At 66.1% G+C, this 12,708-nt stretch carries 10 protein-coding genes; 2 read left to right on the forward strand and 8 right to left on the reverse strand.

What is annotated here, in order from left to right:
- Positions 1-30: 30 nt before the first annotated feature.
- The 5 genes from SL003B_RS03750 to SL003B_RS03770 all read right to left on the reverse strand — a co-directional run bounded on the left by SL003B_RS03750 (position 31) and on the right by SL003B_RS03770 (position 5,049).
- On the reverse strand, positions 31-852 hold the full coding sequence (locus SL003B_RS03750; RefSeq protein ID WP_013651487.1) for a carbohydrate ABC transporter permease: 822 nt from the start codon (positions 850-852) through the stop codon (positions 31-33).
- A complete protein-coding gene (locus SL003B_RS03755; protein ID WP_041375365.1) occupies positions 849-1,724 on the reverse strand; it encodes a carbohydrate ABC transporter permease in 876 nt (291 codons plus the stop codon). The genes SL003B_RS03750 and SL003B_RS03755 overlap by 4 nt, the downstream gene beginning before the upstream one ends.
- A gap of 109 nt (positions 1,725-1,833) precedes the next feature.
- Positions 1,834-3,117, reverse strand: coding sequence for an ABC transporter substrate-binding protein (locus tag SL003B_RS03760; RefSeq protein ID WP_013651489.1), 1,284 nt, complete (start codon positions 3,115-3,117; stop codon positions 1,834-1,836).
- A 67-nt stretch (positions 3,118-3,184) separates the two neighbouring features.
- Positions 3,185-4,264, reverse strand: a complete 1,080-nt coding sequence (locus SL003B_RS03765) for an ABC transporter ATP-binding protein (protein ID WP_013651490.1) — start codon at positions 4,262-4,264, stop codon at positions 3,185-3,187.
- Positions 4,261-5,049 carry a DeoR/GlpR family DNA-binding transcription regulator gene (locus SL003B_RS03770; RefSeq protein WP_013651491.1) on the reverse strand — a complete coding sequence of 263 codons (789 nt, stop codon included), beginning with the start codon at positions 5,047-5,049 and terminating at the stop codon, positions 4,261-4,263. Before SL003B_RS03770 ends, SL003B_RS03765 begins: the two co-directional genes overlap by 4 nt.
- 506 nt (positions 5,050-5,555) lie before the next feature.
- Here SL003B_RS03770 and SL003B_RS03775 point away from each other — a divergent pair.
- Positions 5,556-6,551, forward strand: coding sequence for an ABC transporter substrate-binding protein (locus SL003B_RS03775; protein ID WP_013651492.1), 996 nt, complete (start codon positions 5,556-5,558; stop codon positions 6,549-6,551).
- Between the two features lie 193 nt (positions 6,552-6,744).
- On the opposite strand, the gene preA is transcribed toward SL003B_RS03775, so the two are convergent.
- Together preA and SL003B_RS03785 are read right to left on the reverse strand one after the other, a co-directional pair.
- Entirely contained in the window at positions 6,745-8,049 is a 1,305-nt protein-coding gene (gene preA / locus SL003B_RS03780; protein ID WP_013651493.1) for an NAD-dependent dihydropyrimidine dehydrogenase subunit PreA, read from the reverse strand.
- A gap of 76 nt (positions 8,050-8,125) precedes the next feature.
- On the reverse strand, positions 8,126-9,493 hold the full coding sequence (locus SL003B_RS03785; protein ID WP_013651494.1) for an NAD(P)-dependent oxidoreductase: 1,368 nt from the start codon (positions 9,491-9,493) through the stop codon (positions 8,126-8,128).
- A gap of 405 nt (positions 9,494-9,898) precedes the next feature.
- Here SL003B_RS03785 and SL003B_RS03790 point away from each other — a divergent pair, with 405 nt between their 5' ends.
- Positions 9,899-10,909 carry an NAD-dependent epimerase gene (locus SL003B_RS03790; protein WP_013651495.1) on the forward strand — a complete coding sequence of 337 codons (1,011 nt, stop codon included), beginning with the start codon at positions 9,899-9,901 and terminating at the stop codon, positions 10,907-10,909.
- A 275-nt stretch (positions 10,910-11,184) separates the two neighbouring features.
- On the opposite strand, the gene SL003B_RS03795 is transcribed toward SL003B_RS03790, so the two are convergent.
- Complete coding sequence (locus SL003B_RS03795) at positions 11,185-12,570, reverse strand: mannose-1-phosphate guanylyltransferase/mannose-6-phosphate isomerase (protein WP_013651496.1); 1,386 nt, start codon at positions 12,568-12,570, stop codon at positions 11,185-11,187.
- Between the last annotated feature and the right edge of the window lie 138 nt (positions 12,571-12,708).

Raw genomic sequence — 12,708 nt, forward strand, 5'->3', positions numbered from 1 at the left:
GACCCAAGAGCCGGGGGCCGCGAAGCTTCCCTACTTGATCCCTGCGCGCATGAAACTTTGGACGAACTGGCGCTGGAACAGCAGAAAGGCGATCAGCAGTGGTCCGGAGGTCATCAACGTGGCCGCGTTGATGGTCGCCCATTCGATGCCGGAATCGACGGCCGAGAAGACGCTGAGCCCGACGGTTACCGGCCGGGTATTGACTGAGTTTGTGACGATCAGCGGCCAGAGGAAATTGTTCCAGTGGTGACTTACCGACACCAGGCCGAAGGCGAGATAGGTCGGCTTGGCCAACGGTATGTAGATGCGCCACAACAGGCCGAGATAGGACGAACCCTCGACGCGCGCGGCCTCGTCCAGTTCGCGCGGGATGGTCATGAAGGTTTGACGCAGCAGGAAGATCGCGAAGCCGGACGCGACATAGGGCAGGGCGATCGCCGTGATCGTGTCGACCAGGCCGAGTTGGCGCATGGTCCTGTAGTTTTCGACGATTAGAATGTCGGGCATCACCAGCAATTGCAGCAGCACGAGGGCGAACAGGGCGGATCTGCCGGGAAACCGGAACCGGGCGAAGGCGAAGGCCGCCAGGGTGCACAGCACGAGTTGGCAGGCGAGGATGCCCGTCACCAGGATGAAGGTGTTGAGGAAATAGCGACTGAAGGGAGCCGCGTTCCAGGCCTTGGCGAAATTGTCTGCCGTCAGCGGCGCAAACAGGTCGAAGCGGGCCTCATAGGCAGCCGGGTGTACCGCGGTCCATACCGCATAGGCGAGCGGCAGCACCCAAAGCACCGCCAGAGCCCAGGCGCCGAGTGTGTTCAGCCATCGGTCGATGTCCGGAGCGAAGCGGGTCATTTGTAGTGGATCCGTCGGTCGAACAGGAAGAACTGGCCGATCGCCAACGCCGACAGCAGGGCAAGGAGCACGACCGTCAACGTCGCCCCGTAGCCCGTCTCCCAGTATTTGAAGGCGATTTCGTAGATGTAGAACAGCAGCAGCGAGGACGCGTTGTCGGGCCCGCCGCCGGTCAGGAGGAAGATGTGGTCGACAAGCCGGAACGAGTTGATGACTGCATTGACGGACACGAACAGCGTGGTCGGCATCAGCAGGGGAAAGATGATCCGGCGGAAGATCGTCCAGCGTCCGGCGCCCTCTACCCGTGCCGCTTCTACCAGCGAGACCGGGATCGATTGCAGGGCGGCCAAGTAGAAGATCATGAAGAAGCCGGCCTCCTTCCATATGGTCACCACGATGATCGCGCCGAGGGCGGTGGTGTGGTCGCCGAGCAGGTTGCTTTGCGGCCAGCCGAACAGCGCTGCCGTGATCTGGTCGAACAGGCCGAAGCCGGGCGTGTAGAAGAACAGCCAGATGTTGGCGACCGCGATCAGCGGCAGGACGGTCGGGGCGAAGTAGGCCATGCGCACCGCCGCACGACCGGCGAGCCTGTCGTTGACCCAAAGGGCCATCAGCAAGGCGATGCCGATCGAGGTCGGGATGGTCCCGAGGGCGAACCAGGCGTTGTTGCCGAGCACCTTCCAGAACACCGGGTCGCCGATCAGCTTCTCGTAGTTGTCCAGCCCGATGAAGCGCGCCGGTCGCCGGCCGCGCGGAGTCGAGTGGAAGCTGTGCCAGATCGTGGCGATCGCAGGCAGGTGGGTGAAGGCGAATAGGAACACCAGCGCCGGCAACAGCAGCAGCCAGCCATAGATCCATTCCCGCCGCAGCATCAGTCCGCTCGTCACCGTAAGTGTCTCTGCCGTTTCTGGTGATGCCGGTGGCTCGCAAGGCGAGGCCGGAAGGGGCGGGGCGGCGCGAGCCGCCCCGCGGTCGGTTCTGTCAGCGGTATTCCTTGAGGATTTCCTCGGCCTGGGCCTGGGCCTCCTTCAGCGCGCTTGCAGCGTCCTTCTGCCCGGTGATGGCTGCGGCGAGCGCATCGTTGAGCAGGGTGGTGACGCGCTGGTTCTGGTAGGTTGCCAGCTCGGCGACGGCGAACTCGAGCTGGTCGCGGGCAACGGTCACGGCGGGGAAGTCAGCGGCATAGGCCTTCATCGCCTCGGTTTCCCAGGCATCCGGGCGCGGGGCGACATAGCCGGTTGCGATCGTCCACTTGGCGGCCTGCTCAGGGGCGGAAATCCACTTCACGAAGTCGACGGCAGCCGCGAGTTGTTCCTCGGACGAGCCCTTGAACAGGTAGAAGTTGCCGCCGCCGGTCGGCGCGCCGCGGCGCTTGTTGGCCGGCAGCATGGCCACGCCGAAGTCGAAGGGCGCGTTGTTGCGCACGTTGGTCAGGTTGCCGGTGGTGGTCCACATGATGGCGGCCTGGCGCTCGAAGAAGGCCTTCGGCGTGGTGCCCCATTCCACGATGCCCGGCTCCATCACGCCATGGACCTTGCTGAGGTCGACGAGGTACTGAGCGGCCTCGACCACCTTGGGGTCGTCGAAGTTGGTCTTGTTGCCGTCGCTGTTGGCGAGGATCACGTCGTTCTGCGTGGTCAGGCCCTGGAACAGCCAGTAGGGGAAGCCGGAGGTCGGAATACGCACGCCCCACTGGGTGACGTTGCCGTTGGCGTCCTTCTTGGTCAGCTTCTTGCCGAACTCGACCAGTTCTTCCCAGGTTGCCGGCGCAACGTCCGGATCAAGTCCGGCTTCCCTGAAGGCTTCCTTGTTCCAGTACATCACCGGCGTGGAGCGCTGGAACGGGATGCCGTAGGTCTTGCCGCCGGTCTGGCTGTTTTCCATGAAGGCCGGGTAGAAGCCTTCGAGCCAGGCCTTGTCTTCGTCGGTCTTGATGAAGTCGTCGAAGGGAATGACCAGGTCCTCGTCGATGAGGGTGAACATGTCCGCGGACAGGGCGACCGACAGCTGCGGCGGCGTGCCGCCGCGGGCAGAGGTGATGACCTTGGTGATGGTGTCCTGATACGAGCCGGCGTAGACGGCGTCGATCTTCACGCCCGGGTTGGCCGCGACATATTCGTCGGTCAGGCTCTGGATGACGTCCGCCGCGCCGCCGCCGACGGCGACCGGGAAATAGAACTGCAGGTCGACGGCCTGGGCGGACGCCCAGGTGCCGACGGTAAGTGCCGTCGTGGCGACGGCCTTCATGAAGATGGTCTTGAACATTGGCTGCCTTCCCTTGTTGGCCGCCGCGACGCTGCGCGGCGGAGTGCGCTTCCTTGCGGAAGCCGACTCAGGGCCGCAACAGCGGCCCGAACTCGTGGATGCGCTCGTCCAGACGCCCCCCGGTCTCGGCGTCAAACACATGCAGGTCCGTTTCCTTCGCGACCAGGCCGACCTCGGATCCGACGCGGATCTCCTGGGATCCGGGCACGCGAACCTGCATGATCTGCGATCCGAGGGTGCAATCGACGAGCACATCGGCACCCAGGTACTCGACCGCAGTGACCGTTGCGCGGAGACGGGCGCCTTCGGCAATGCGCAGCGCTTCCGGCCGGACGCCGAGCAACAGGCCTGCCTGGTCCGGCGCGGTCCCGGGAATCTCGGCGGCTGTCAGGATGTTCATCGGCGGTGTGCCGATGAAACGGGCGACGAAGGGAGACGCGGGACGGGCGTAGATGTCCCGGGGTGCGGCGACCTGCTCTATCCGGCCCTTGTTCATGAGCACGATCTGGTCGGCCATGGTGATCGCCTCGATCTGGTCATGGGTGACATAGACCATGGTGAAGCCGATTTGCCGCTGCAGCGCGCGGATCTCGATCCGCATCTCGTGGCGCAGCTTCGCGTCGAGGTTCGACAGCGGCTCGTCCATCAGGCAGACGGGCTTCTCGGAGACGATCGCGCGGCCGAGGGCGACACGCTGCTGCTGGCCGCCTGACAGCTGAGCCGGCTTGCGGTCGAGCAAGGCCGAGAGGCCAAGGAGATCGGCGACTTTCCGCAGCCGCCGGTCCCGTTCGGCGCGCGGCAGCCGCCGGACCTTCAGCCCGAAGACGATGTTTTCCGCCACGGTCAGATGCGGAAACAAGGCGTAGGACTGAAAAACCATGGCGATGTCGCGGCTTGCGGGCGGCAGGCGGGTCACGTCGCGCCCTCCGATCGCGATCTTGCCGCCGTCGGCCGCTTCCAGGCCGGCAATCATGCGCAGGGTCGTCGACTTGCCGCAGCCGGAGGGGCCGAGCAGCACGGTGAAGGTTCCCTGTGGAACGTGCAGCGATATGCCGTCGACGGCAGCGGCGCCGCTCCATTGCTTGGTGACGGCGGCGCATTCGATCGACTGGCCGCGCAGGGCCGTGGACGTGTCGGCCGGTCTCATCCGCCGTCCTCTGTGGTTGCTGATAGGATACGCGTTCGCGTGCGCGCCAGGAGAACGACCAGGGCAGAGGGGACCTGCCGGTCGCAGACGATCTGCGCGACCTCGGAAATATGGCCGCCGCGAACATGCGCTGCCCGGCCGAACTTGCTGTGGTCGAGGACCAGGATCGACTGCCGGCAGTTGGCGAGGATCGCCTGGCGTGCGGCGACCTCTTCCTCGTGGAAATCGAGCAGGGTGCCGTCCTCGTCGACGCCGGCCACGCCGAAGATGCCGAAATCGACCTTGTAGCTGGCGAAGAATTCCTGCGTCGAGGTGCCGAGAATGTCGCGATCGCCCGGACGAAGACGGCCGCCGGCAACCGTGATCTCGAACCCGGCGTTCTCGCAGGCGCTGAAGGCGACGTTGAGGTTGTTGGTGAAGATCTTGAGGCGGTCGTGCGCGACGAGGGCCTGCATGACGATCTCGGGCGTGGTGCCGATCGAAAACGCGATTGAGGCGCCGTCCGGAATCATCGCGGCGACGCAGGCCGCGATCCGGCGCTTGGCCGGGAGGTTGAGGATCTGGCGGGCGCGATAGTGCATGTTCGCCGACAGGACCGGCGGCTCGACGCCACCATGGGTCCGCCGCAGCACACCCATCTCGCACAGCCGGTTGAGGTCGCGGCGGATCGTCTGGGTGGTGACGTCAAACCGCTCGGCGAGCGCATCGACCGCCATGAAGCCGTGGGCCTGTACCAGATCGGCGATGTCCGCTTGCCGTTTCGTGACGTCGTATTGAGCCTGCATCGTCCGCGTGCCAAGGTCCTTCCAGGGACGGCGCGGTGTCGACCGCGCGCCTGTGCGTTGCCGAGTGACGCATAGTGGGCTCACATGAATGCTGAACGACGTTCATATGAATGTAGAATGACGATCCGGCGGGGTGCGGCGGGGTTGGTCTGATGCGAAAATAAGCCCGCTTGCGCAAACAATCGGCTTGACCAAACGGCCGGCATATTCCTAGGTTTTTTGACCAATTGGTCAGCTTGCGGCGGGCCGGCGGCAAGCCGGTTTCAGCGGTGGGGCGGGCCGATTGAACGGGGCGGCGGAGATGCCGCAGCCGTATGTCGCACAAGCAAGCCCGGGCCAACCGGGTGGAGGAGGGACCTGATTCTCGACCGGATATCAATAGGTTCCGCCAGGCGGATGGCCGCGGCGGGGCGGTTGCGATGCCCGGATCGCGTGACGCAATCCCAGGCGACACAGACTTTCCAGGCCGGCGACGGCAGTCGCGGCAGACCATGAGGAGAACGGAAATGGCGCAGATGACATTCAAGGCCCTGGCCGCCGCAACGGCGCTGGCCGGCGCACTGGTTGCCGGCGCGGCGCAGGCGGCGGACCAGCTGACGCTGCAGCTCAAGTGGGTCACGCAGGGCCAGTTCGCCGGCTATTACGTGGCCAAGGACAAGGGCTTCTACGACGAGGAAGGCCTCGACGTGACGATCAAGCCGGGCGGGCCGGACATCGCGCCGCCGCAGGTAATCGCCGGCGGCGGGGCGGACGTGATCATCGACTGGATGCCGTCGGCGCTGGCGAGCCGCGAGAAGGGCGTGCCGCTGGTCAACATCGCGCAGCCGTTCAAGAAGTCGGGCATGATGCTAACCTGCTTGAAGGAAACGGGAATTACCTCTCCGGACGACTTCAAGGGGCGCACGCTCGGTGTCTGGTTCTTCGGCAACGAGTATCCGTTCCTGTCGTGGATGAGCCAGCTCGGCATCCCGACCGAGGGCGGATCGGACGGGGTGACCGTGCTGAAGCAGGGTTTCAACGTCGATCCTTTGCTGCAGAAGCAGGCGGACTGCATCTCGACGATGACCTACAACGAGTACTGGCAGGTCATCGATGCGGGCATCTCCCCGGACGACCTGATCGTATTCAAGTATGAAGATCAAGGGGTTGCGACCCTGGAGGATGGGCTCTACGTGCTCGAGGCCAGCCTCAAGGACGAGGCGATGGTCGACAAGCTCGCCCGCTTCGTGCGCGCGTCGATGAAGGGCTGGGCCTATGCCGCCGAGAACCCGGAAGAGGCCGCCGAGATCGTGCTCGAGAACGACGCCACCGGCGCCCAGACGGAGAAGCATCAGGTCAGAATGGTGAGCGAAATCAACAAGCTTGTCGATGGCTCCGATGGCCGGCTGGACATGGAGGCGTATGAGCGGACGGTCAAGTCGCTGCTCTCCGGCGGCTCCGATCCGGTCATCACCAAGGAGCCGGAAGGCGCCACCACGACGGTGGTCACCGACAAGCTCTGAGTCGGACCGATATCTTGCGGAAAGGGCGCCCACCGGGCGCCCTTTTCTGGGTTTTATCCTGATAAGACCTTGAAGCTAATATGGAAAATGGCAGATATCGCGCCCCGCCCCGGCGTGTCCTGCTTCTGTCCCACTTCGCTCCGGCTTCCGGCTCGAAACCCGCCGATCCCCTGCCGGCCCCTTGCTGCCGTCGCTACTCCGCCGCCTGCAGGGCGTTGGGGTTCCTCGGATGGGTCGTCCAGTTGGCATAGGTCGCATCGACGGTCCTGCCGGTGCGCGGGTCGACGCTGCCCGGCGTCATCGGTTCCATGGTGATGCAGTTCTCGACCGGGCAGACGTTGACGCACAGGTTGCAGCCGACGCATTCGGCGTCGATGACCTCGAACCGGCGCACCCCGTCGACCATGCTGGTGATCGCCTGGTGGGAGGTGTCCTCGCAGGCGATGTGACAGCGACCGCACTTGATGCACAGATCCTGGTCGATCTTGGCCTTGGCGATGTAGTTGAGGTTGAGGTGCTGCCAGTCGGAGCAGTTCGGCACGGCGCGGCCGACGAACTCCGACACGCCGGAATGGCCGGCGCCGTCCATCCAGTCCTTCAGGCCCTCGATCATGTCCTCGACGATCTTGAAGCCGTAGGTCATGGCGGCGGTGCAGACCTGGACGTTGCCGGCGCCGAGCGCCATGAACTCGGCCGCGTCGCGCCAGGTGGTGACACCGCCGATGCCGGAGATCGGCAGGCCGGCGGTCTCCGGATCGCGGGCGATCTCGGCGACCATGTTGAGCGCGATCGGCTTGACCGCCGGACCGCAATAGCCGCCGTGGGCGCCCTTGCCGTCGATGGTCGGGCTCGGGCACATGCGATCGAGATCGACCGAGACGATCGAGTTGATGGTGTTGATCAGCGACACCGCATCGGCCCCGCCGGCCCTGGCCGCCCGGGCGGGCTTGCGGATGTCGGTGATGTTCGGCGTCAGCTTGACGATGACCGGCATGCGGGTGTGCTGCTTGCACCAGCGGGTGACCATCTCGATGTATTCCGGCACCTGACCGACCGCCGAGCCCATGCCGCGCTCGCTCATTCCGTGCGGACAGCCGAAATTGAGTTCGACGCCATCGGCCTCGGTGTCCTCGACCTGCTTCAGGATCGTCTGCCAGTAGTGTTCCTCGCAGGGCACCATCAGCGACACGACCAGCGCCCGGTCCTTCCAGTCGCGCTTGACCCGCTTGATTTCCTGCAGGTTGACCTCCAGCGGCCGGTCGGTGATCAGCTCGATGTTGTTGAGGCCGATGAGCTGGCGGTCCTTGCCGTGGATAGCGCCGTAGCGCGGGCCGTTGACGTTGACGATGGGGTCGCCGAGCGTCTTCCAGACGACGCCGCCCCAGCCGGCCTTGAAGGCGCGTACGACGTTGTATTCCTTGTCGGTCGGCGGCGCGGAGGCGAGCCAGAACGGGTTCGGGGACTTGATGCCGGCGAATTCGGATCTCAGATCAGCCATGGTGCGATCTCCGGATAGGGCGTGAACGGGCGTCAGGCGGCCAGGGTCAGGCCGGACTGGGTCAGGCGGACAAGGCTCAGGCGGACAGGGCGCGGTGGATGGCTTCGGCGGCGATCTTGCCGTCCTCCACCGCCGCGACGGTCAGGTCCTCGCCGCCGAGGACGCAGTCGCCGCCGGCCCAGACGCCGTCGAGGCTGGTGCGGCGGTCGGCGTCGACCACGATCCGTCCCTTGTCGACGGTCAGGCCGCCGATGCCGGCGAGATCGCCCTGCTCGAGCTTCTGGCCGACCGCCTTGAACACCATGTCGGCGGCGAGCGTCACCGTCTCGCCGGTGCCGACCAGGCGCCCGTCGGGGCCCTGGGCGGTGCGCTCCAGTTCGATCTCCGTCACCTGGCCATTGCTCGGGCCGTTCGTGCCCCTCATCGCCCTGGGCTGGGCCCAGAGCATGATCCTGACGCCGTTGGTCTGGGCGAGATGCTGTTCGTATTCGCTGGCGTTCATCTGCTCCTGGCCGCGCCGGTAGGCGATGGTGACGTCCTCGGCACCAAGCAGTCTGGCCTGCACGGCCATATCTATGGCGGTCATGCCGCCGCCGATGACGACGACCCGGCGGCCGATCGGCAGGCTCGACAGGTCTCTCGTCTGGCGCAGGTCGGCGATGTAGTCGACCGCGTCGAGCACGTTGCCGAGGTCCTCGCCGGGCACGCCGAGGCCGTTGACGCCGGCGAGGCCGATGGCGAGGAACACGGCGTCATGGTCGGCGCGCAGGGCGGCGAGGTCGAGGTCGGTGCCAAGGCGCCGGCCGGTCTCGACGCGGATGCCGCCGATCGACAGGATGAACGCCACCTCGCGGGCCGCGAAATCGTCGACCGCCTTGTAGGAAGCGATGCCGTATTCGTTGAGGCCGCCGGCCTTGGGTCGGGCGTCGAAGATCGTGACCTCGTGGCCGTGGACGGCGAGGCGGTGGGCGCAGGACAGGCCCGCGGGACCGGCGCCGACGACCGCGACCCGCTTGCCGGTCGGCGCGGCGCGGGTGAACGGCGTCGTGGCATGAGTGTCCATGTAGTGGTCGGTGGCGTAGCGCTGCAGCTCGCCGATCTTGACCGGCTTGTCCTCCGCCTCGTTGCGGACGCAGGCTTGTTCGCACAGGGTTTCGGTCGGGCAGACGCGGGCACACATGCCGCCGAGAATGTTCTGGGCGAAGATCGTCCTGGCCGAGCCGGTCGGATTGCCGGTGGCGATCTGGCGGATGAACAGCGGGATGTCGATGCTGGTCGGGCAGGCCTGGACGCAGGGAGCGTCGTGGCAGAAGTAGCAGCGGTCGGCCTCGACTTGCGCCTCGTGGGGATCGAGGCGCGGATGCAGGTCGCAGAAATTGCGCGCGTACTGGTCCGGCGTCAGGCGTGCGGGCGCAACGTCGGGACCTTGGACGGTCTCGGTCATCGGGATCTCCGGAAGGGTGGCGATCTATGTCCGGCGTCCGTTTCTTTTCGCGAACGGACTGCCTTGGAAGCATTGGAAAAAAATTTGGCCAAATAGTCAAATATTTTCGAAAAACAAAATAATATGAGTTAGTTAGTCATATTTTTAATGACTGTAAGTGCTTGAAAATGCGTGCTCATTCGACATGATCAAAAAGGCGGCAGCGGACGACTTGCAGGCCGGCCGATGGCGGTGGCGACGGCACGTCGAGGCGCGGCGGCCCGATCCGGTCGCTCCTGTTGCCGGCCGCTGCCGCGGCGGCCCGCCTCAGGGGGGCAGCGCAGGCGATTGGCGTTGACCTGACCGGGAGAGGTGGTAGTGAAGCGGGGCCCGGGACGGGCGGGTTGACGAAGGAGCGGCGAGAGGGTGCGGACAGTTCTGGTTACCGGGTCGGCCGGGTTCATCGGGTCGCATGTGGCGCAGCGGCTGCTCGACGACGGCTGGCGGGTCGTCGGGATCGACAACGTCAATGCCTATTACGATCCGGCGCTGAAGGAGGCGCGGCTCGCCCGGCTGAGGGCATCGAACCATTTCCACGAGGAGCAGGTGTCGGTCGAGGACCGCGAGGCGGTGACGGCGGTGTTCCGGCGCCACGCGCCCGAGCGCATCATCCACCTGGCCGCCCAGGCGGGCGTGCGCCACAGCCTCGACGCGCCGCAGGACTATGTCGACGCCAACATCACCGGCTTCCTGAACATCCTGGAAGCGGCGCGCGCGCATCCTGTCGACCACCTGGTGTTCGCCTCGACCTCGTCGGTGTTCGGCCTCGACAAGGCGATGCCGCTGTCGCCGCACCGCGGCGGCAACCATCCGGTGTCCTTCTATGCGGCGACCAAGAAGGCCAACGAGATGATGGCGCATGCCTACGCCCATCTGTTCGCCATCCCCTGCACGGGGCTGCGCTTCTTCACCGTCTACGGCCCGTGGGGTCGGCCGGACATGGCGCTGTTCAAGTTCACCAAGGCGATCCTCGCGGGCGAGCCGGTGCCGCTCTACAACGAGGGGCGCATGGTGCGTGACTTCACCTATATCGACGACATCGTGGAAGGGGTGGTGCGGATCGCCGACAGGCCGGCCGCGCCTGATCCGGCCTGGGAAGCGGAACGGCCCGATCCGGCGTCGAGCGCCGCCCCTTACCGGATCTACAACATCGGCAACAGCCAGCCGGTCGAACTGCTGACCTACCTGGAGGCGATCGAGGCGGCGACCGGCCGGACCGCCCGACGCGAGCTGCTGCCGATGCAGCCGGGCGACGTCTCCGCCACCTGGGCCGACGTCGAGGACCTCGTCGCGGCGACCGGTTTCCGGCCGAGCACGCCGGTCGCCGACGGGGTGAGGGCCTTCGTCGACTGGTATCGGGACTATTACGGCGTGTGAGCCGGCGTTTGCGCTTCCGCCACTCCCGGCAGCCGTCCAGCCCGTGCGCAGATTAACGACAAACGAACACCGTCGTAATCCGGCAGGCCGCGACGCGGAGATGCGGGGTCGGTGAGCCCTGGTCCCGACAGGTCAAAGAGCCGGAACCGGCAACGCCTCGGCTCTCCGGTTCCGGCTCTCCGTTTCGCTGCGGCCGGAATGACGAAGCCGAGGGTTGTCAGCAGCCCGAGGCGGGCTTGACTGCGTCCGTTCCCGCCCGCAAGGGGCGAATGGCATCAGGCGTGGCGGCGGATGTCGTCGTCGCCGAGGTAGCTGCCCGACTGGACCTCGATCATGCGTGCCGGGATCTTGCCGGGGTTGTACAGGCGATGGCGGGCACCGAGCGGGACGTAGGCGGACTGGTTCTCGGTCAGCAGCTTGGTCTCGCCCTCGATGGTGATCTCGATGGTGCCGGAGACGACCACCCAGTGCTCAGCCCGGTGCACGTGGCTCTGCAGCGACAGCTCGCAGTCCGGCTTGATCAGCATCGAATGGACGGCGAAGCGGTCGCCGGTGTTGATGCGTTCGGTCCAGCCCCAGGGCCGGTAGGAGCGCGGGTGGGCGACGGTTTCCGGGCGGTTCTCCGCATCCAGGCTTTCGACCAGCTTCTTGACGTCCTGGGAGCGGGTCTTGTCGGCGACCAGCACGGCGTCACGCGTCGCGACGACCAGGATGTCGGTCAGGCCGATGACCGAGACGAGGCTGTCCTCGGCATAGGCGAGGCAGTTGTCGGCGTCGAGGAAGCGGGTGTCGCCGAGGCCGGCGTTGCCGTGGCCGTTCTTGGGCATGACGTCCCAGACCGCGGCCCAGGAGCCGAGGTCGTTCCACTGCGGCGCCATCGGCACGCAGGCGATGGAGTCGACGCGCTCCATGATGGCGTAGTCGATCGAGATGTTGTCGATCTGACCGAAGGTCTCGGCGTCGAGGCGGGTGAAGTCGAGGTCGGCGTAGCTGGCGGCGAGGGCGGCGCGCACGCCATCGAGGATCTGCGGCGCGTGGCGCTCGAAGGCGGCGACCATGGCGGCGGCGGAATAGAGGAAGATGCCGGCGTTCCAGACGTAGTTGCCGTCGTCCAGGAAGCGGCGGGCGGTGTCGAGGTCGGGCTTCTCGACGAAGGCCTCGACCGCGCGCACGGGATCGTCGCCCGGCTTCAGGCGGATGTAGCCGAAGCCGGTGTTGGGCTCGGTCGGGGTGATGCCGAAGGTGACGATGGCGCCGGCGCGGGCGGCCTCGACGGCATCCGCCACGGCGGCGCGGAAGACGTCTTCGCGCTCGATCAGGTGGTCGGAGGGCAGCAGCAGGACGAGGGCGTCGGGATCGCGCTCGAGCGCGATCAGCGCCGCGGCGGCGGCCGGCGCGGCGGTGTTGCGCCCTTCCGGCTCGAGCAGGATGGTGTCGGCCCTGACGCCGATCTCGGCCAGCTGTTCGCCGATCAGGAAGCGGTGTTCCTGGTTGCCGATGACGATCGGCGCGGCGAAATCGTCGCCGGTGCAGCGCAGGCAGGTCTTCTGCAGCAGGCTCTGACCCTGGAAGATGGGCAGGAACTGCTTGGGCCGCTTGCGGCGCGACAGCGGCCACAGGCGCGTGCCGACGCCGCCCGACAGGATGCACGGTAGGATCATGCTGCGTATGCCCCCTTCGACGGGAAATGTCCGAGGCCGGACCATAAGGAAAAAGCGACGACGAAAAAACGAAGGAATCAGCTTTTCGGAGACCCGATCATGCACTTTTTTCGCCGATCCCGGAATCGCGGCGCAAAC

This window comes from Polymorphum gilvum SL003B-26A1, assembly GCF_000192745.1.
Lineage (GTDB): Bacteria > Pseudomonadota > Alphaproteobacteria > Rhizobiales > Stappiaceae > Polymorphum > Polymorphum gilvum.